The sequence below is a fragment of the Serratia sp. SCBI genome (assembly GCF_000747565.1).
GTDB lineage: Bacteria > Pseudomonadota > Gammaproteobacteria > Enterobacterales > Enterobacteriaceae > Serratia > Serratia ureilytica.
The window spans coordinates 2,708,463-2,728,053 of record NZ_CP003424.1; the positions used below are offsets into that span (position 1 = coordinate 2,708,463).

The following is a 19,591-nucleotide window of genomic DNA, read 5'->3' on the forward strand; positions in this document are numbered from 1 at the left end:
AGAGAGTCTGCAAATGAACACATACATTTCTCTTCACGGTTGGTGGCGTACCTCCCTCTTGCGGGCGGTGTAATCGCGCATAGCTGTCATCTGACAATGCAGATTTCCTGAGCCCGCACCTGATGCGGGCTTTTTTATGGACAGAATTCACTGGAACCACCGATGATGAACATCAAACCACAATTGACATTACTGAAGGCGCAGGCCAGTTACCGGGGCGATCCCACCACCCTTTTCCACCAGCTGTGCGGCGCCCGGCCGGCCACCCTGCTGCTGGAATCGGCGGAAATCAACAGTAAACAGAATCTGCAGAGCCTGCTGGTGATCGACAGCGCGCTGCGCATCACCGCGCTGGGTCACACCGTCAGCGTGCAGGCGCTCACCGCCAATGGCGCGGCGCTGCTGCCGCTGCTGGACGAAGCGCTGCCGCCCGAGGTCAGCATTCAGGCGCGCCCAAACGGCCGCGAGCTGACCTTCCCGGCGATCGACGAGGTGCAGGACGAAGACGCGCGCCTGCGCTCCCTGTCGGTATTCGACGCGCTGCGCACGCTGCTGACCCTGGTCGACTCCCCGGCGGACGAGCGTGAAGCCGTGATGCTGGGCGGCCTGTTCGCCTACGATCTGGTCGCCGGTTTTGAAAACCTGCCGGCGCTGCGCCAGGATCAACGTTGCCCGGACTTCTGCTTCTATCTGGCGGAAACTCTGCTGGTGCTGGATCATCAACGCGGTTCCGCCCGATTGCAGGCCAGCGTCTTCAGCGAGCAAGCGAGTGAAATACAACGCCTGCAGCAGCGTCTGGCGCAATTGCAGACCGAATTGAAACAAACCCCGCAGCCAATCCCGCACCAAAAGCTGGAAAACATGCAGCTGAGCTGCAACCAGAGCGACGAAGAGTACGGCGCGGTGGTCAGCGGGCTGCAGGAAGCGATCCGTCACGGCGAGATTTTCCAGGTGGTGCCGTCGCGCCGCTTCTCCCTGCCGTGCCCGGCGCCGCTGGCGGCCTACCAGACGTTGAAAGACAACAATCCCAGCCCGTACATGTTCTTCATGCAAGATGACGAGTTCACCCTGTTCGGCGCTTCGCCGGAGAGCGCGCTGAAATACGACGCGGGCAATCGCCAGATCGAAATCTACCCGATCGCCGGCACCCGCCCGCGCGGCCGCCGAGCCGATGGTTCACTGGATCTGGATCTCGACAGCCGCATCGAGCTGGAAATGCGCACCGACCACAAAGAGCTGGCCGAGCACCTGATGCTGGTCGATCTGGCGCGCAACGATCTGGCGCGCATCTGCCAGGCCGGCAGCCGCTACGTGGCCGACCTGACCAAAGTGGATCGCTATTCGTTCGTCATGCACCTGGTTTCCCGCGTGGTGGGCACCCTGCGCGCCGATCTCGACGTGCTGCACGCCTACCAGGCCTGCATGAATATGGGCACCCTGAGCGGCGCGCCCAAAGTGCGGGCGATGCAGCTGATCGCCGCCTCCGAAGGCACGCGCCGCGGCAGCTACGGCGGCGCGGTAGGCTACTTTACCGCCACCGGCGATCTGGATACCTGCATCGTCATTCGCTCAGCCTACGTCGAAGACGGCATCGCCACCGTGCAGGCCGGCGCCGGCGTCGTGCTGGACTCCATCCCGCAGGCGGAAGCCGACGAAACCCGTAATAAAGCCCGTGCCGTGCTGCGCGCCATCGCCACTGCGCACCATGCCAAGGAGGTGTTCTGATGGCCGATATCCTGCTGCTCGACAACGTCGACTCCTTTACCTACAACCTGGTCGATCAGCTGCGCGCCAGCGGCCACCAGGTGGTGATTTATCGTAACCAGATCGCCGCCGAGGTGATCATCGAGCGTCTGGCGCAGATGGAACAGCCGGTGCTGATGCTGTCGCCCGGCCCCGGCGCCCCTTCCGAAGCGGGCTGCATGCCGGAACTGCTGCAACGCCTGCGCGGCCGGCTGCCGATCATCGGCATCTGCCTCGGCCACCAGGCGATCGTCGAAGCCTATGGCGGCCAGGTCGGCCAGGCGGGGGAAATCCTGCACGGCAAAGCCTCGGCGATCGTTCACGACGGTGAAGGCATGTTCGCCGACATGGCCAACCCGTTGCCGGTGGCGCGTTACCACTCGCTGGTCGGCAGCAACATCCCGGCCGATCTGACCGTCAACGCCCGGTTCGGCGAGATGGTGATGGCGGTACGCGACGATCGCCGCCGCGTATGCGGCTTCCAGTTCCACCCGGAATCGATTCTGACCACCCATGGCGCGCGCCTGCTTGAGCAGACCCTGGCCTGGGCGCTGGCGAAGTCATAAAAGGAACACGACGATGCAACCTATCCTTGAGAAACTGTACCGCGCTGAATCGATGAGCCAGCAGGAAAGCCAGCAGCTGTTCAGCGCCATCGTGCGCGGCGAACTGGAGCCGAGCCAACTGGCGGCGGCGTTGATCAGCATGAAAGTCCGCGGCGAGCGCCCGGAAGAGATCGCCGGCGCCGCCAAAGCGCTGCTGGAAGATGCTCAACCGTTCCCGCGCCCTGACTATCTGTTTGCCGATATCGTCGGCACCGGCGGCGACGGCACCAACAGCATCAATATTTCGACCGCCAGCGCCTTTGTGGCGGCGGCGTGCGGCGCGAAAATCGCCAAACACGGCAACCGCAGCGTCTCCAGCCGCTCCGGCTCTTCGGATCTGCTGGCGGCATTCGGTATCCGTCTGGATCTGCCGGCGGAAGAGGCGCGCAAGGCGTTGGACGATGTTGGCGTGTGCTTCCTGTTTGCGCCGCAGTACCACACCGGCTTCCGTCACGCCATGCCGGTACGCCAGCAGTTGAAGACCCGCACGCTGTTCAACGTGCTGGGCCCGCTGATCAACCCGGCGCGTCCGCCGCTGGCGCTGATCGGCGTTTACAGCCCGGAACTGGTGCTGCCGATCGCCGAAACCCTGCGCGTGCTGGGCTATCAGCGCGCGGCGGTGGTTCACGGCGGCGGCATGGACGAGGTGGCGATCCACGCCCCGACGCACGTTGCGGAATTGAACAACGGCGAAATCTGCAGTTATCAGCTCACGCCGCAGTCCTTCGGATTGGAAACCTATCCGCTGGAGGCCTTGCTGGGCGGCACGCCGGAAGAAAACCGTGACATTTTGGCGCGGCTGTTACAAGGTAAAGGCGAGCCGGCGCACGCCGCGGCGGTCGCGGCCAACGTCGCGTTGCTTCTGAAGTTATTCGGACATGAAGACCTGCGCCAAAATGCGCGGCAGGCACTGGATATGATCAACAGCGGGCAGGCTTATGAGCGTGTCATCGCACTGGCGGCAAGAGGATAAATGATGCAGGAAACCGTGCTACACAAGATTGTCCGCGACAAAGCGCAATGGATCGCGGCGCGACAACAGCAACAGCCCCTGGCCGGCTTTCAGAATGACATCGTACCGAGCGAACGCAGCTTCTACCACGCGCTGCAGGGCACCCGTACGGCTTTCATTCTCGAATGCAAGAAGGCCTCGCCTTCCAAGGGGCTGATTCGCGAGAACTTTGATCCGGTGGAGATCGCCACGGTCTATAAAGATTTCGCCTCGGCGATCTCGGTGCTGACCGACGAGAAATACTTCCAGGGCAGCTTTGATTTCCTGCCGCTGGTGAGCAAAACCGTCAGCCAACCGGTGTTGTGCAAAGACTTTATCATCGACCCGTATCAGATTTACCTGGCGCGCTACTATCAGGCCGACGCTATCCTGCTGATGCTGTCGGTGTTGACCGACGAACAGTACCGCCAGCTGGCGGCGGTGGCCCACAGCCTCAATATGGGCGTGCTGACAGAAGTGATCAGTGAAGAAGAGCTGCAGCGGGCGATCGCGCTGGAAGCGCGCGTGGTCGGCATCAATAACCGCGATCTGCGCGATCTGAGCATCGATCTGGACCGCACCCGGCAGTTGGCGCCGCGCGTGCCGCATGGGGTGACGGTGATCAGCGAGTCGGGCATCAACAACTACGGGCAGATCCGCGAGCTCAGCCACTACGCCAACGGTTTCCTGATCGGCAGCGCGCTGATGTCGGAACCCGATCTGCGCGCCGCCGTGCGCCGTGTGATCCTGGGCGACAATAAAGTGTGCGGCCTGACTCGCCCACAGGACGCCGCCGCCGCGTATCAGGCCGGCGCCATCTACGGCGGATTGATTTTCGTCGGCCGCTCGCCGCGCTATGTGGATATCGTCCGCGCCCGCGAAGTCATTTCCGGCGCGCCGCTGAAGTACGTCGGCGTCTTCTGCGACGCCCAGCTCGATACCGTGGCGCTGACCGTGGAGCGCCTCGGTCTGCAGGCGGTGCAACTGCACGGCGCGGAGGACCAGGCCTATATCAGCGCCCTGCGCGCTCGCTTGCCGGCCGATTGCCGCATCTGGAAAGCGCTGAGCGTGAAAGAACAGGTGCCGCCGCGCGATCTGCAGCATGTCGATCGTTATCTGCTGGACAACGGCGCAGGCGGCACCGGCCAACGCTTCGACTGGTCGGTATTGCAAGGCGAAGATCTGACTAACGTTATGCTGGCGGGCGGTCTGCGCGCCGACAACTGCGTCGAAGCGGCCAAGCTCGGCTGCGCCGGTCTGGACTTCAATTCCGGCGTGGAAAGCGAACCGGGCATCAAGGATCCCGCGCGCCTGGCCTCGGTCTTCCAAACCCTGCGCGCTTACTGAATACGGCTCTACATTAATAACGGATAATGACGGGAACTCTCATGACGCTGCTTAACCCCTACTTCGGCGAATTTGGTGGTCAATACGTACCGCAAATTCTGATGCCGGCCCTGAAACAACTCGAAGAAGCCTTTGTCAGCGCTCAGCGCGATCCGGCGTTTCAGGCGGAATTCATCGATCTGTTGAAGAACTACGCGGGCCGCCCTACGGCGCTGACGCTGTGCAAAAATCTCACCGCCGGCAGCAACACCAAGCTCTATCTGAAGCGGGAAGATCTGCTGCACGGCGGCGCGCACAAGACCAACCAGGTGCTGGGCCAGGCCCTGCTGGCCAAGCGCATGGGCAAAACCGAGATCATCGCGGAAACCGGCGCCGGCCAACACGGCGTCGCGTCGGCGCTGGCCTGCGCGCTGCTCGGCCTGAAATGCCGTATCTATATGGGCGCCAAAGACGTTGAGCGTCAGTCGCCGAACGTGTTCCGCATGCGGCTGATGGGCGCGGAAGTGATCCCGGTGCACAGCGGCTCCGCCACCCTGAAAGACGCCTGCAACGAAGCGTTGCGCGACTGGTCCGGCAGTTATGAAACCGCGCACTATATGCTCGGCACCGCGGCCGGCCCGCACCCGTACCCCACCATCGTGCGTGAATTCCAGCGCATGATTGGCGAAGAGACCAAAGCGCAGGTGCTGGAGCGCGAAGGCCGCCTGCCGGATGCGGTCATCGCCTGCGTCGGCGGTGGCTCCAACGCCATCGGCATGTTCGCCGATTTTATCGATGACGCCGACGTTGGGCTGATCGGCGTGGAACCCGCCGGTCTGGGCATCGAAACCGGTCAGCACGGCGCGCCGCTCAAGCATGGCCACGTCGGCATCTATTTCGGCATGAAGGCGCCGATGATGCAGACCGCCGAAGGCCAGATTGAAGAATCCTATTCAATCTCCGCCGGGTTGGACTTCCCGTCCGTCGGGCCGCAACACGCCTACCTGAACAGCACCGGTCGCGCCGAATACGTGTCGATCACCGACGACGAAGCGTTGGAGGCGTTCAAAGCGCTGTCGCGCCATGAAGGCATCATCCCTGCGCTGGAATCTTCACACGCCCTGGCGCACGCGCTGAAAATGATCCGTGAAACGCCGCAAAAAGAGCAAATCCTGGTGGTCAACCTGTCCGGCCGCGGCGACAAAGACATATTTACCGTTCACGACATTTTGAAAGCACGGGGAGAAATCTGATGGAACGTTATCAGCAACTGTTCACGCGTCTGGAAAGCAGCAAGGAAGGCGCCTTCGTCCCGTTCGTGACGCTGGGCGATCCTAATCCGGCGCTGTCGCTGCAGATTATCGACACCCTGATCGAAGCCGGCGCGGACGCGCTGGAGCTGGGTATCCCCTTCTCCGATCCGTTGGCGGATGGCCCAACCATCCAGAGCGCGACGCTGCGCGCCTTCGCCGCCGGCGTTACGCCGACCCAGTGTTTCGAGCTGCTGGCGGCCATTCGTCAGAAGCACCCGACCATTCCCATCGGCCTGCTGATGTACGCCAATTTGGTGTTCCATAAAGGTATCGATGCTTTTTACCAACGCTGTGCGGAAGTGGGCGTGGATTCGGTGTTGGTCGCCGACGTGCCGTTTGAAGAATCGGCGCCGTTCCGCGCCGCGGCCGTGCGCCACGGTATCGCGCCCATCTTCATTTGCCCGCCGAACGCCGACGACGATCTGCTGCGTGAGATCGCTTCACACGGTCGCGGCTACACCTATCTGCTGTCGCGTTCCGGCGTCACCGGCACCGAAAGCCGGGCGCAGTTGCCGCTGCATCACCTGGTGAACACGCTGCGCGAGTATCACGCCGCGCCGCCGCTGCAGGGCTTCGGCATCTCCGAGCCCGAGCAGGTGAAGGCTGCGCTGCAGGCCGGCGCCGCCGGCGCCATCTCCGGATCGGCAATCGTCAAAATCATCGAACGGCACCATGCCAACCCGGCGGAAATGCTGACCAAGCTGGCGGCCTTCGTCAGCGCGATGAAGCACGCGACCCGCGCGTGATCCCCTTCGGCGAGCGCCTTGCCGGCGCTCGCTTTAACAGCTTGTTTCCCCTCAAAGTTTGTTCTATTTATTTACAGCAAAAATTTGAACAAACCCGCGTCTTGTCTCACAATAAACATTGTTCGCTATGCATTTCTTCGTTTGATTTGGGGAATGCGCTCGCTGCGGCGAAAAAACCGCATCGAATTTCAACCATAACATTGCATGGAGAGTAATTTATGAAGCTGTTTAAAACCCTTTCGGCCTTGTGCATGGCAGCCGTTGTGGCGGTCGCGGTGAGCGCTTGCGCACCGACGGCGAAATCAGAGGGAACAGGCGGTTATATCGATGACACCGTGGTCACCACCAAAGTGAAATCGGCGCTGCTGGCGGATAAAAACATCAAGTCGCGCGAAATCAGCGTGGAAACCTTTAAAGGACGCGTGCAGTTGAGCGGCTTCGTGACGTCAAGCGATGACGCCAACCGTGCGGTGCAGGTCACACGCGGCGTGGCCGGCGTGAAATCTGTTGAAAACGTCATGCAGGTTAAATAATACCGACACAGGGAGGCGCAATGCCTCCCTGTTTGCGGCCTTCATCAGAAGCGGTAACCCGCCCCAAACATAAACACCCACGGATCCAACCGCGTATCGAAGCTGTGGTGCCCACCGCTCGCGTCGTTGAAACGCGTTTTGGTTTCGATGTTCATCCACCACACCGACATGTTCAGCATCCAGTGCTCATCCAGGTTGTAATCCAGACCGGCCTGCGCCGCCACGCCCCAGGAGTCTTTCAGATCGAGGTTGCTCAACCCGGCGCTTTTGCCGTAGTCGTTGAACTTCTCGTCGAAGAAAGTGGTGTAGTTAACGCCGACGCCCAGATAAGGACGCAGTTTGTCCTGCTTGTCGCCGAAGTAGTATTGCGCCATCAGCGTAGGCGGCAGTTGATGAACGGTCGCCAGATCGGTGCCGCCCAGGGTAACCTTGTGGCGGAATGGTGTCGCGGCCAACAACTCAACGCCGATGTTGTCCGTCACCATATAACCGAAGGTCAAACCGAGCTGGGTATTGTTTTTCGCATCCAGCGATCCCAAACCCAATACGTTGTCCGAGCCCGCATTTGGACGCACCGTCGCGGTGCCCGCACGGAACAGGAAATCACCGGCCTGATGCGCACTTGCCAACATAGGCGCCATCATCGTCGCCAATACCACCAGAGTTGTCTTTTTCATTATCCATTCCATTTGTGTGGTTAATCTCTCGAGGGGGAATATACCTACTTTCGGGTATTTGTGATCCCATCGAGATCACATCTTATGTGTAAAATTTTAAAATCCCACCAAAAACAAGGTTACCTAACCGCTTAATAAATCAAGGATTGATCTGCATCAAAAAAACGATTTTGTTGCAAATTATCTACATGTTCAAATTTCAGTTGCGGAAAAAAATACGGCTGAGGTAATTTCATCTTCCGTGTTGGTTTTGGTTGGTGCCGTGAGGAGTCGGCGGGCAATCAAGATGAGCGAAATCCTTAATCCCTGTGTCAGCTGCGGCGCATGCTGCGGTTATTTTCGAGTGTCATTCTATTGGGCCGAAGCCGAAGACGGCGGCGGCACCGTTCCCCTTTCCCTGACGGAGCCTCTGACCCCGTTCCTGCGCTGCATGCAGGGGACCAACAGCAAGTCTCCGCGCTGCACCGCGCTGGACGGCGAGATTGGCAAAGCCGTGTCGTGCTCGATTTATCTTAATCGGCCCAGCCCGTGCAGAGAGTTCGATCAGTCCGGTGAAAACGGCCTGCGCAACGAAGCCTGCGATCGCGCTCGCGAACGCTACGGCCTGCCCCCCTTGCCGGTGCCCTTGCCGCTGTCGTTGCCTGAGACGACGATCGTTGAAGAAATAGACGTAGTGCAATTCGCGGGGTGCCACAGCGGCGTGGAACAGGGTACAATCACCCACTGATTTATCTCTGTTTTCTCGACGCCAAGGAGTCTGCATGCCTATCACGGCCAACGCTTTGTACCGTGACAGTTTTAACTTTTTACGCAATCAACTGGCCAGCATCCTGATGCTGGCGCTGTTGACGGCGTTTATCTCGGTGCTGCTGAACCAAGCTTTCAGCCCCGATGCCGAACAGTTGGCGACGCTGGCCGCCTCCACCAGCGATTTCGCGTCGTCAACCGGCATGGGCATTCAGGACGTGATCCAGCAGATGACGCCGGAACAGCAGATGGTGTTGCTGAAAGTGTCGGCCGCCGCCACGTTCTCCGCGCTGGTCGGCAACGTGCTGCTGGTCGGTGGGATGCTGACGTTGATCCGTCTGGTGTCTCAGGGGCAACGCACCAGCGCCCTGCGCGCGCTCGGCGCCTCGGCGCCCGATCTGCCGCGCCTGCTGCTGCTGCTGTTTATCTGCACCTTGCTGATCCAGCTCGGCCTGACGCTGTTCGTGGTGCCGGGCGTGATCATGGCTATCGCCTTCGCGTTGGCGCCGGTGATCGCCTCCGTCGACAAGAAAGGCGTCTTCGCTTCGCTCAAGCTGAGCAGCAAATTGGCCTTCGCCAATGCGCGCGTGATTGTGCCGGCGATGATGCTGTGGTTGGCGGCCAAGCTGCTGGTGCTGTTTTTAGTGAGCCATCTGTCAGTGCTGACGCCGAACGTGGCCAGCGTCGTGCTGACCGCGTTAAGCAACCTGGTCTCCGCCCTGCTGCTGATCTATCTGTTCCGTTTGTATATGCTGCTGCGCGGCTGACGCCGGCGCAACAAATGCCCAGGGGCACGCTTCGGCGCGCCCCTTTTTGTTTACCCCACCGCGGCGGCTTCCGCCTGTTCCTTACTCTGAATCAGCTTTAGCGCCAGATAGAGATCCGGCACCAAAATCAGCTCCTTGTCCCGCCCCAACCGATTGATGCGGAACCAGCGCGTCAGTTCAGTGCGGCGCCCGGCCAGCACCAGTTTGACGTTACGCTGCAACAGATCGCGTTTCAGTTCGTCGATGGCCGCCAGCACGCTGATATCGGCATGGGTAAAGCTGGCCACCGCGTCCACCACCACCCAGCGCGGCTGGAATGGCGTACTGTCGACCAAATTGAGAATGCGGCGTTTGAAGTAGGCCACGTTGAAGTAGGTCAGCGGCGAATTGAAGCGATACATCATGACGCCGGGCACCGCCTTCACCCCATTGTTGTTGCCCATGGAATGGATCATGCCTTCGTCGTTAACGCCCAGCAGCTGTTCCGTCGGCCGAAAGACGGTGTGCAGAAACTGCATCAGCCCCAGCAACACCGCCAGCCCGATGCCGCTGATCACCCCGACCAACAAGACGCTGAGGAAGGTAAATATCGCCAGGCGGAAAGCCTGCGCGTTGCGGCGGCGCAAGATCCAGATGCCGCGAAAATCCAGCAGCGACCAAGCCGCATACATCAGCACCACGCCCAATCCCGCCACCGGAATAAACTGCAGCGGCGCCATCAGGAACAGCAAGACGAAAGCGATCACCGCGGCGGCGATGATCGACACGAGCTGGCTCTTGCCGCCGTTGGCGTCATTCACCGCGGTGCGCGAATCCGCCCCGCTGATGGCGAAGCCTTGCGACAATGCGGAGACGATATTCACCATCCCCAGCGCGCGAAACTCAGCGTCAGCGTTGACCTCATAGCCGTTTTTGGCCGCGAAACTGCGGGCGGTCAGCATCATGCTGACAAAGCTCACGACCGCCAGGTTGAGCGCCGGGATCACCATGTCGCGCAGCAGCCCGGGCTGAAAGTCCGGCCACTGGACGATCGGCAACACGCCGCTGAAACCGCCCACCGTCACCACGCCATACTGCTGCAATCCGCCCGCCCAGGTGACGAACGCCGCCAGCACGATGGCGAACAGCGGCGCCGGCCAGTTAGGCCGCCATTTTTTAAATCCGAGCAGTGTCACCAGCGTCAGCAAGGACACCGCCATCGTCAGCCAGTCGCTGTGCAACAGGTTGGCCGGCAGCGCGTAGATGCGCTCGATCAGCTGCGCCGGGCGCACTGTGAACCCCAACACCTTGCCGATCTGATCGACGATGATGGTCAGCGCCACGCCGTTCAGCAGCCCGCTGAGGATCGGCCGCGACAGCAGATCCGCCAGCGCCCCCAGCTTGAACCGGCTGGCCAACAGGCACCAGCCGCCCATCATCGCGGTCATCATGATGGTCAACTGCCAATGGCGTTCCATATTGCCCGCCGCTAGCGGCGTCACCACCGCGGCGATCACCGCACAGGTGGCGGCATCGGGCCCGACGATCAGCTGGCGTGACGAACCGAACAGCGCATAGGCCACCATCGGCAAGATACAGGAATAAAGCCCCACCACCGGGCTAACCCCGGCCAGTTCGGCATAGGCGATGGCCACCGGCAAGGCGACGGCGGCGACGGAAAGACCGGCGCGCATATCCGGTTTGAGCCAACTGCGTTGATAGCCCAATAAATGAGTCAAACCAGGCGTCAGGGCCTGGAGAGATTTCCACTGCATGCTGTTTTCCGCGGTAAATTATCTGGTTATTATGGCACTTACTATGCGATCTGCGGCCAGCGCTGGCAATGCGCCCGTGCTTTCTTGCGTAAGTTTATGCAAATTCCTGCTTTCGCGGCAGAAATCCGCCGGCCAAACGCCGATAATCGGCAGCGCCCGGCGGTACACAGAACTCGCCGAATCCGGTATAGTCGGCCGATGAACAGATGATGGATTGATTTATGAAGCAGTTTCTTGATTTCCTCCCGTTAATTGTCTTTTTCGCTTTTTACAAGCTGTACGACATTTACGTCGCTTCCGGCGCATTGATCGTCGCCACCGCGCTGGCGCTGGTGTTCACCTGGGTGAAATACCGCAAGGTCGAGAAGATGACGCTGATCACCTTCCTGATGGTGCTGGTGTTCGGCACCCTGACGCTGGTGTTCCACAACGATTTATTCATCAAGTGGAAAGTGACGGTGATTTACGCGCTGTTCGCGCTGGCGCTGCTGATCAGCCAGTGGGTGCTCAAAAAGCCGCTGGTTCAGCGCATGCTGGGCAAAGAGCTGACGCTGCCGGACAAAGTGTGGAGCAACCTCAACCTGGCCTGGGCCCTCTTCTTCCTGGCCTGCGGCCTGGCGAACATCTATGTCGCCTTCTGGCTGCCGCAAAGCGTCTGGGTCAATTTCAAAGTCTTTGGCCTGACGGTGCTGACGCTGGTATTCACCCTGCTCAGCGGCATCTATATTTACCGGCACATGCCGGCAGAACAGAAAAAATAGTTACAAATTTGTTAATGCCTGCGGCGCTTGCCGCGGGCAGTATGATGTGATTCCCTCCTTTTAAAAGCAGACTGCTATGACACAACAACGACCTTTACCCAGCGGCGAGCTGGTGCTGCGCACGCTGGCGATGCCGGCCGATACCAATGCCAACGGCGATATTTTCGGCGGCTGGCTGATGTCGCAAATGGACATCGGCGGCGCTATCCAGGCAAAAGAGATCGCCGAGGGGCGCGTAGTGACGGTACGCGTAGACGGCATGACCTTCCTGAAACCGGTGGCGGTAGGCGACGTGGTTTGCTGCTATGCGCACTGCATCCGCACCGGGCGCAGCTCGATCACCATCAATATCGAAGTGTGGGTAAAGAAAGTCTCCTCCGCCCCAATCGGCCAACGCTACCGGGCGACCGAAGCGGTGTTCACCTACGTGGCGGTCGATGCGGAAGGCAACTCGCGCGCGCTGCCTGAGGGTAAAATGAATTTCCGCGTCGGCTTCGAAGAGTAAGCCTGCGGCTGCGCCGCAAATGCAAAAAGGGTCGCCGAGGCGACCCTTTTTTTCTTGGCGCAAACCGAAATCAGTTCATTTCGGTGGTGCCGTTCAGCTTGAAACGAATATTGACGATAAGATCCTTCGCTTCTTTGGCTTGATACCGCCATTTGCGCAGCGCCTGTTTCACTTCACGCTCGAACATGTTGCGCGGCTCAGCCGACAAGATGCGCACGTTGGTCACGCGGCCATCGCTGTCGACGTCGAACTGCACCCGCACGTTGCCTTCGATCTGCAAGGCTCTGGCGCGCGGCGGATAAATCGGTTCCGCACGGCTGATCGGTTTTGGCCCGACCTCGCGCGAGTTGCCCTGTACCGGCGCGGCGGGCGCTTGTTTCACCGGCGCTTTATCGATGGGTTTGGCCGGCGAGTCGTTATTGAACGGCGAAGGCTCGCGCGGCTCGACCTTCTTCGGCTCCGGTTTCACCGGTTTTTCTACCTTCGGCTTTGGCTTGGGCTTCGGTTTCGGCTTGACCGGCTCCGGTTTCACAATCGCCTTCGGCGGCGGCTCCACAATAGGTTCTGGTTCAGGTTCCGGCTCAGGTTCCACCTGCGGCGGCTCCGGTTCCGCCGGAGCAGGCGGCGGCGGTTCAGCCATCGCGGCGGTGTTGACCATCATGACGCTGATCGGCGCCTCTTCAGGCTTTGGCAGCTCAACCACTTCTTTTACCGAAGCGTAAAGCAGTCCCGCCACCAGGGCGCTGTGCAGGCCTACGGACAAGACGAAAGGCACGGATATACGGCGATTAAGGAACATCTTTTTTAGCGGCATAATGATTCTGTTTCCTCTGGTTCGCCAAGTTTAAATGCAAATAGCAATCATATTCAATAACGAAAGGCAAACTATCGCTTTAATCGTCAGTCTCCGCGGCGAAAACCAGCAAACTCATAAGGATATTAACCTGAACGTTGCTTTTTTACCGCCGAATCAACACGCTTCATTAACGTTCAGACGGCGCTAAAAAATAAAAAACCCGCCGTAGCGGGTGGATTGCGGTGATTAAGCGTTATTCTTCATCACCATAGTAGAGCACGCCCAGTTTGATCAGCGGCCGCCCTTGCGCTTTGCGATGCAGGTTGGTGTCGCGCAGCGAATAGACGCAGCCGCAGTATTCCTGCTGATAGAAGCGTTCGCGCTTGCTGATCTCTATCATGCGGGCCGCGCCGCCCTTCTTGCGCCAGTTGTAATCCCAATACACCAGATCGGGATACTTTTCCGCCGCCCGAATGCCGCAGTCGGTAATCTGCTGCATGTTCTTCCAGCGCGAGATGCCGAGCGAGCTGGAGATGGTGTCGTAACCGTGCTCATGCGCATACAGCGCCGTGCGCTCAAAACGCATGTCGAAGCACATGGTGCAGCGAATGCCGCGCTCCGGCTCATGTTCCATGCCCTTGGCGCGTTCGAACCAGTTGTCGGTGTCATAATCGGCATCGATGATCGGCACCCCGTGCTTTTCGGCGAAACGGATGTTCTCTTCCTTACGCAGCAAATACTCTTTTTGCGGGTGAATGTTGGGGTTATAGAAGAAAATAGCGTACTCGATGCCGGACGCCTGGATCGCTTCCATCACCTCGCCGGAACAGGGCGCACAGCAAGAATGCAGCAGCAGTTTGCTTTTGCCCGCAGGCAAATCGAGTTTTTCCCTTACCAGTTCCGTCATGTCCTCACCTCAATGGCATATCTGTTTAAGCGCGCCGCACTATACGAATAAAAAGTAGCGGCTTCAAGGCATAAGCGCCAATCCCCCCCATAAATTCACCGCGCGCCGTTCCCCTGCCGCGCCTTTTGCGCTACCTTGGTAGCACCGTTTTATAGCCATGATTTTACAGGTGAAATATGCTTTATCTGATCTACGCGCAAGACGTTCCCCACTCACTGGAAAACCGTCTGGCGGTGCGCCCGGCACATCTGGCGCGCCTGCAGGCGCTGCGTGATGCCGGCCGTCTGGTGGTCGCCGGCCCCAACCCGGCCATCGACAGCAACGATCCCGGCGCCGCCGGCTTCACCGGTTCAACGGTGATCGCCGAGTTCGCCTCACTGGCGGAAGCCCAGGCCTGGGCGCAGCAGGATCCGTACGTCGCCGCCGGCGTCTACGCCGACGTGACGGTGAAGCCGTTCAAACAGGTGTTCTGATCTCCAGCCCTCCGAATACCGGGAACGCCCCGCTATACGGCGTTTCCGGCGCTAGCCACACCTCAGCGTCACCGTCGCGCTCGGTTCGCCTTCCCCGCGCGGTCGATATTCATGTTCCGCCCCGGAAATACTCACCGATAACGCTTTCCAGCATCGCCACCGCCGATTGACCGGCGGCAGCGGCAGAGCGCAGCAGCTGCACTTCGTGCGGAGCGACCGACGGCAATTCGTCGAGGATCCGCATCGCCGCCGTCACGCGTGCGCGGTCGAGCAGCGTGACGGCCAATCCTGCCTCGACGGCGGCAGCCACCACGCTGGCCGATGGGCTGCTCACAACCACTCGCCAATGCCTTCCCGCCCCGCTCAATGCATCGATCATAGCCTCTCGGTAAGGGCAATCGGCGGCATGCAACGCCAATGGTATCGGTTGGGCCATATCCAGCGCCAATCGGCGGCCGCCAACCCAAACCGGCGCAGTCACCGCAAGCGGCATCTGACGCAGTCCCCCCATCGGCAGCACCGCTAACGCCAGCTGTAGCCGGTTGCGTCCGATCTGTTCAACCAACGCCTGGCTGGCGGCCGTAGACACCTCCAGCATCACCGCAGGAAAACGGGTGGCAAACGCCGGCAGCACATCGCGCATGACATGTGATGCGTATTCATCAGGCACTCCCAGCTTGATGTGCCCACTCAGCGGTGCGCCCTGCAGCTCACGCAGAATATCGTCGTGGGCATTCAACAGCCCGAGCGTCGAGGCCAGCAGTTTGTCGCCTAAGGGCGTCAACACGACGGACTGATTGTCGCGCTCCAGCAAGCGGCCGCCCACGACCTGTTCCAGACGCTGAATATGAACGCTCACCGCGGCTGGGCTGCGATGAACAAAGGCCGCCGCCGCACGAAATTGCCCCAAACGGGCGATAGCGTGAAAAGTGCGCAAAAGATTAATGTCCAGGGTTGGCCGCATGGTTTAACTCCATTAAACAACTGAACGAAAATTATTCGATTTATTAAATTATAGCGGCTCACTACCCTTGGGGAAAAAGGAGAAGATCACCATGCCCCTGTCAGAATTTCGTCCACCTTCCTGCCGCGATAAGGTGGGCGACAAAGCCGTCGTCTGGTTGCCGGCAGCGGAAGTCCTGCTGATCGTCGCCTGGAGCTCGGGCTTTGTCGGCATCCGTTTCGCCGCCGATTACGCGCCGGTGTTGCTGGTGGCGTTCTGGCGCTGTGTCGTGGTCGCTTTACTGCTGATGCCGTTTAGCCTTCGCGCCATCAGGCGCTCCTCGCCGCAGTCGGTAGCCGCTCACGCCGGGATCGGGCTGCTTGCCATGACCGGATACCTGACCGGCGTCAGTAAAGGTATCGAGTACGGCGTGCCGACCGGGTTGGCCGCGCTCATCGCCGATTTGCTCCCTCTCGGCACCGCACTCTTGAACATGCTGTTTCTACGCCGGCTGCCCGATGGCCGCGTCTGGCTCGGCCTGGTATTAGGCTCTCTCGGGGTGATATTGGCGACGGGCGGTGCTATTTCCTGGGGAAGTGCGCCATTGTGGAGCTACCTGTTGCCGCTGGCGGGGATGCTGTCACTGGCACTGGCGACGCTGTGGCAGCAACGGCTGCCGCAGGCGCAAGCGGTGAGCCTGCCCGCCAGGTTGGGGATACAAAGCGCGATTTCAGCGCTGGCTTTTGCCCCACTGGCAGGCGCAGAAAGCCCGCTGCTGCCAACCATGACGACAGGGTTGGTTATCGGCGTGCTTTGGACCGCGCTTTTGGCCACCCTGGCCGGTTACGGTTTGTATTGGTTCTGCCTTAGGCATACCTCTGCATTGCGTGTGACGAGCCTGCTGTTCATCAGCCCCTTCGTCACCTTCTGCTGGGCATGGTTAATGTTCGATGAGCCCCTTTCCTGGCCCATGCTGCTGGGTGCAGCAACGGCGGGGAGCGGCTTATGGCTGCTTATCCGCCCCCCGATGAGGGGCCGGACTGAACGCGCTGAAATGAATAATGGCAGATAAGGTTTACGGAGATGTCGGCTACACGTTGCCGGCACCGTTACACGACGAGTTTTCCCCGCACCACCACCTTGCCCGGTTTTATCTCAGGATCGGCAATACGGCGGATCGCCAGATTCAACGCTTGCCAGGCGATCTCTTGCAAGTCGTGTGACACACAGGGGAAATGGAAACCGTAGATCTCGGCATGTGAAACCTCATCGATGCTGAACAACGACACGTCCTGCATCAACGGCAACCGATGTTCGATACAGGCCTTGATGATGCCCAGCGAGATCTGGTTATTGCAGCCGACGAAAAAATCGGGGGCGGGGTTATTGGCCAGCCAGCGGCTCGTCTCTTGCCAGGCGACATCCATAAAGAAATCGGCATACCGCACGTCGAGCGAAGCCACCTTCCCTTGCAATGCCGCCTGCAAGCCAGTGACCCTGTCACGCGCAACGTTGGAATTCTCCGGCCCGGAGATCACCACCACCCGCTGCGCCTGCTGTTCCAGAAGCCAACGCCCCGCCTGAAGGCCGCAATCCAGATTATCAATATACACCCCGCTGCAGTGGTGACTCTCCAATTCCCGATCGATCAACACCACCGGTATATTGAGCGTTTCCAGACGTTTGAGGTAGGAAGGCCGGTACAGATGATCGTTGGAAATGACCGAGAGAATAATCGCATCGACGTTGTAGCCAATGAGTTTGTCGATGATCCTGTCTTCGCTTTCCTGAGACTCATAGGAGTCGAACACCAGCGTGTCGTACCCCATCTTTTGCGCTTCAAGCGTCATCAGGCGCGCCAGGCCGCCAAAGAATGGGTTGGCCATGTCCGGGTTGACGATGCCAATGGTTCTGCTGCTTTTCGCCCGCAGATTGCGCGCCGCGGCATTGACCACGTAACCGAGTTCGGCTGCGGTCTCCCGAATTCTCCTCAACGTTTCCGGATGGACCTTGTCCGGCTGTGAAAATGCCCGCGAAGCGGTTATTTTGCTGACGTTCGCCTGTGCGGCGACGCTAGCCAGCGTCGCTTTCCGTCCTCGACCCACGGCCAAATGCAGCTCCTTAGCTTGAATGTATCATTTTGTATCATTCCCGGCATCATGACAGAACTTTGTTCTTGGCGCTAATGGTTTACGCCGGCAAGACGGTTAATTCGCGGATCGGTAAAAATATCCAGCTCGTCACGGCTCTCGGAAGAGAACTCAGACACCACCGCGCCCTGCTTCCCCGCCTGAAACCAGTGACGGGTATTGGGCGCAATGGTGTATTGTTCCCCCGGCCGCAAGAGGATATAGCGATGACAGGTATACCACTGCTCCGCGCCCTCCGGCACCCGGCATACCGGTTGGCCGCCGCGATCGTTGGGCGTCAGACTTTCATCATCGACAAACAAAAACACCTCTCCCCAACGGCAACGGAACGTCTCTTGCTTGCCGGGCGTGCCGGCAAAGGGAGGGTGTAAATGTTCCGGGCAAGTCTGCCCAGGAAACAGCACCAGCTCTTTCGCGCAATACCGAGGTGAGTTGACGTAGGTCAGCAGCTGCAACCCGGACGCGGGATAGTCGGCCAGACCAAACGTCGCAATTTCAATGCGTTGCTGTTCTTCTTCGGTCAAGATAATGTCCGCCTGGCGCAAATACTCCAGCGTAGCGGCTCTGGCGCTTTGTTGTTTGTTCATCATTCCCCCGGCAAAGTAACGGTATCGATATCAACAGGCCGATATTAAAACCGTCATTACCACGCCGATTTTGTGACCACCGTCGCTATATTGAATAACAACCCGCCAGCAAAATTAACTCTCGTCGAGTAATTCCAACATTGATCACAGTTTAACCACCCGCATTGGCTCACTATCGCCGCATTGAAATGATATCGTTACCATAAAAATGATTCACCAGGAGGCAATATGAAAGCATTAGTGCTGGCCAAAGCAGGGGAAATCGCTATCGAGGACGTCCAACTGGCCGAAACGCTGGGGCCCGACGATGTACAGATAAAAATTCATTCCGTGGGCATCTGCGGCAGCGATGTGCACTATTACCAGCATGGCCGCATTGGCCCGTTTGTGGTCAAAGCCCCGATGGTGCTCGGCCATGAGGCCGCCGGCGTGGTGCTCGCGACAGGTGAAAACGTCACTCACCTCAGCGTTGGCGATCGCGTTTGCATGGAGCCCGGCATTCCCGACCTCAACTCGGCGCAGACGCGCGCCGGGATTTACAACCTGGACCCCGCCGTTCGCTTCTGGGCGACGCCGCCGGTGCACGGCTGTTTGCGCGAAACCGTCATCCACCCCGCCGCATTCACGTTCAAACTGCCGGACAACGTCAGTTTCGCTGAAGGCGCCATGGTTGAACCCCTGGCCATCGGCATGCAAGCGGCCACCAAAGCCGGGATCAAACCCGGCGATATCGCGCTGGTGATCGGCGCTGGGCCGATCGGCGTGGTCACCGCCCTCGCGGCGCTGGCGGGTGGCTGCTCGGACGTCATTATCTGCGACCTGTTTGACGAGAAACTCGCCGTGGCGGCCAGCTATGAAGGGCTGCACGCCGTCAATATCAAAACCGGCGACCTGGCGGGTAAAGTGGCTGCGTTCACCAGCGGCAATGGCGTCGATATCGTGTTTGAATGCAGCGGCGCAAAACCGGCTATCGCTACGCTGGCCGAACATGCGGCGCCAGGGGCGACCGCCGTGCTGGTCGGCATGCCGATCGACGCCGCGCCGATGGATATCGTCGCAGCACAGGCCAAGGAAATCACCTTCAAGACCATTTTCCGCTACGCCAACATGTATCCGCGCACGCTGCGGCTGTTGAGCAGCGGCAAATTGCGCGTCCAACCGTTGATAAGCCAAACCTACAAATTCTCCGACAGCGTGGCGGCCTTCGAGCGCGCGGCGGCGGGACATGCCTCGGACATCAAAATCATGCTGGAAATGGAGTGATCCT

The 19,591-nt window shown here is 59.7% G+C and carries 19 protein-coding genes, 1 pseudogene and 1 other annotated feature; of the genes and pseudogenes, 13 read left to right on the forward strand and 7 right to left on the reverse strand.

Annotated features, from left to right (window positions below):
• The first annotated feature begins 34 nt into the window (after positions 1-34).
• Positions 35-138, forward strand: a sequence feature (Trp leader region).
• A 24-nt stretch (positions 139-162) separates the two neighbouring features.
• From SERRSCBI_RS12605 to SERRSCBI_RS12635, 6 genes and pseudogenes are all read left to right on the forward strand, one after another.
• Complete coding sequence (locus tag SERRSCBI_RS12605; RefSeq protein ID WP_042784677.1) at positions 163-1,725, forward strand: anthranilate synthase component 1; 1,563 nt, start codon at positions 163-165, stop codon at positions 1,723-1,725.
• A pseudogene (gene trpD / locus SERRSCBI_RS25110) lies at positions 1,725-3,321 on the forward strand (bifunctional anthranilate synthase glutamate amidotransferase component TrpG/anthranilate phosphoribosyltransferase TrpD). Before SERRSCBI_RS12605 ends, trpD begins: the two are co-directional and overlap by 1 nt.
• Positions 3,322-3,324: 3 nt before the next feature.
• Positions 3,325-4,686, forward strand: a complete 1,362-nt coding sequence (gene trpCF / locus SERRSCBI_RS12620; RefSeq protein ID WP_198036341.1) for a bifunctional indole-3-glycerol-phosphate synthase TrpC/phosphoribosylanthranilate isomerase TrpF — start codon at positions 3,325-3,327, stop codon at positions 4,684-4,686.
• Positions 4,687-4,712: 26 nt separating this feature from the next.
• A complete protein-coding gene (trpB, locus tag SERRSCBI_RS12625; protein WP_170852993.1) occupies positions 4,713-5,918 on the forward strand; it encodes a tryptophan synthase subunit beta in 1,206 nt (401 codons plus the stop codon).
• Positions 5,918-6,724, forward strand: a complete 807-nt coding sequence (gene trpA / locus SERRSCBI_RS12630; RefSeq protein ID WP_033650237.1) for a tryptophan synthase subunit alpha — start codon at positions 5,918-5,920, stop codon at positions 6,722-6,724. The genes trpB and trpA overlap by 1 nt, the downstream gene beginning before the upstream one ends.
• 218 nt (positions 6,725-6,942) lie before the next feature.
• Positions 6,943-7,257: a BON domain-containing protein gene (locus tag SERRSCBI_RS12635; protein ID WP_016927515.1), complete on the forward strand. Its 315-nt coding sequence runs from the start codon at positions 6,943-6,945 to the stop codon at positions 7,255-7,257.
• A gap of 44 nt (positions 7,258-7,301) precedes the next feature.
• Here the strand turns inward: SERRSCBI_RS12635 and ompW are convergent, their stop codons facing one another.
• Positions 7,302-7,934 carry an outer membrane protein OmpW gene (gene ompW, locus SERRSCBI_RS12640; protein WP_099785823.1) on the reverse strand — a complete coding sequence of 211 codons (633 nt, stop codon included), beginning with the start codon at positions 7,932-7,934 and terminating at the stop codon, positions 7,302-7,304.
• A 286-nt stretch (positions 7,935-8,220) separates the two neighbouring features.
• Between ompW and SERRSCBI_RS12645 the strand changes: the two genes are divergently transcribed.
• Together SERRSCBI_RS12645 and SERRSCBI_RS12650 are read left to right on the forward strand one after the other, a co-directional pair.
• Positions 8,221-8,661, forward strand: a complete 441-nt coding sequence (locus tag SERRSCBI_RS12645; RefSeq protein WP_033643277.1) for a YkgJ family cysteine cluster protein — start codon at positions 8,221-8,223, stop codon at positions 8,659-8,661.
• Between the two features lie 34 nt (positions 8,662-8,695).
• The gene (locus SERRSCBI_RS12650; RefSeq protein WP_033643278.1) at positions 8,696-9,448 is read left to right on the forward strand and encodes a YciC family protein; all 753 of its coding nucleotides are present in this window, start codon (positions 8,696-8,698) and stop codon (positions 9,446-9,448) included.
• Positions 9,449-9,498: 50 nt separating this feature from the next.
• On the opposite strand, the gene SERRSCBI_RS12655 is transcribed toward SERRSCBI_RS12650, so the two are convergent.
• Positions 9,499-11,202 carry a SulP family inorganic anion transporter gene (locus SERRSCBI_RS12655; RefSeq protein WP_033643279.1) on the reverse strand — a complete coding sequence of 568 codons (1,704 nt, stop codon included), beginning with the start codon at positions 11,200-11,202 and terminating at the stop codon, positions 9,499-9,501.
• Positions 11,203-11,423: 221 nt separating this feature from the next.
• Here SERRSCBI_RS12655 and SERRSCBI_RS12660 point away from each other — a divergent pair, with 221 nt between their 5' ends.
• Both SERRSCBI_RS12660 and yciA read left to right on the forward strand, forming a co-directional pair.
• Positions 11,424-11,963, forward strand: a complete 540-nt coding sequence (locus SERRSCBI_RS12660; RefSeq protein WP_033643280.1) for a septation protein A — start codon at positions 11,424-11,426, stop codon at positions 11,961-11,963.
• A gap of 76 nt (positions 11,964-12,039) precedes the next feature.
• Positions 12,040-12,468 carry an acyl-CoA thioester hydrolase YciA gene (gene yciA, locus SERRSCBI_RS12665; protein WP_004932085.1) on the forward strand — a complete coding sequence of 143 codons (429 nt, stop codon included), beginning with the start codon at positions 12,040-12,042 and terminating at the stop codon, positions 12,466-12,468.
• Between the two features lie 70 nt (positions 12,469-12,538).
• Here the strand turns inward: yciA and tonB are convergent, their stop codons facing one another.
• Both tonB and SERRSCBI_RS12675 read right to left on the reverse strand, forming a co-directional pair.
• Positions 12,539-13,282 (reverse strand): TonB system transport protein TonB, encoded by a 744-nt coding sequence (gene tonB, locus SERRSCBI_RS12670; RefSeq protein ID WP_033643281.1) that lies wholly within the window; start codon positions 13,280-13,282, stop codon positions 12,539-12,541.
• Between the two features lie 235 nt (positions 13,283-13,517).
• Positions 13,518-14,171 carry an epoxyqueuosine reductase QueH gene (locus SERRSCBI_RS12675; protein ID WP_033643282.1) on the reverse strand — a complete coding sequence of 218 codons (654 nt, stop codon included), beginning with the start codon at positions 14,169-14,171 and terminating at the stop codon, positions 13,518-13,520.
• Positions 14,172-14,347: 176 nt separating this feature from the next.
• Between SERRSCBI_RS12675 and SERRSCBI_RS12680 the strand changes: the two genes are divergently transcribed.
• Positions 14,348-14,644, forward strand: a complete 297-nt coding sequence (locus SERRSCBI_RS12680; protein WP_033643283.1) for a YciI family protein — start codon at positions 14,348-14,350, stop codon at positions 14,642-14,644.
• A gap of 109 nt (positions 14,645-14,753) precedes the next feature.
• On the opposite strand, the gene SERRSCBI_RS12685 is transcribed toward SERRSCBI_RS12680, so the two are convergent.
• Positions 14,754-15,608: a LysR family transcriptional regulator gene (locus tag SERRSCBI_RS12685; protein WP_033650235.1), complete on the reverse strand. Its 855-nt coding sequence runs from the start codon at positions 15,606-15,608 to the stop codon at positions 14,754-14,756.
• A 91-nt stretch (positions 15,609-15,699) separates the two neighbouring features.
• On the opposite strand from SERRSCBI_RS12685, the gene SERRSCBI_RS12690 reads away from it, so the two are divergent.
• Complete coding sequence (locus SERRSCBI_RS12690) at positions 15,700-16,659, forward strand: DMT family transporter (protein ID WP_042784689.1); 960 nt, start codon at positions 15,700-15,702, stop codon at positions 16,657-16,659.
• Between the two features lie 37 nt (positions 16,660-16,696).
• Here SERRSCBI_RS12690 and SERRSCBI_RS12695 read toward each other — a convergent pair whose 3' ends face one another.
• Together SERRSCBI_RS12695 and SERRSCBI_RS12700 are read right to left on the reverse strand one after the other, a co-directional pair.
• Positions 16,697-17,698 carry a LacI family DNA-binding transcriptional regulator gene (locus SERRSCBI_RS12695; protein ID WP_042784690.1) on the reverse strand — a complete coding sequence of 334 codons (1,002 nt, stop codon included), beginning with the start codon at positions 17,696-17,698 and terminating at the stop codon, positions 16,697-16,699.
• A 71-nt stretch (positions 17,699-17,769) separates the two neighbouring features.
• Positions 17,770-18,324, reverse strand: a complete 555-nt coding sequence (locus SERRSCBI_RS12700) for a D-lyxose/D-mannose family sugar isomerase (RefSeq protein ID WP_042784691.1) — start codon at positions 18,322-18,324, stop codon at positions 17,770-17,772.
• 228 nt (positions 18,325-18,552) lie between these two features.
• Between SERRSCBI_RS12700 and SERRSCBI_RS12705 the strand changes: the two genes are divergently transcribed.
• Positions 18,553-19,587, forward strand: coding sequence for an NAD(P)-dependent alcohol dehydrogenase (locus SERRSCBI_RS12705; RefSeq protein ID WP_042784692.1), 1,035 nt, complete (start codon positions 18,553-18,555; stop codon positions 19,585-19,587).
• Positions 19,588-19,591 lie beyond the last annotated feature (4 nt).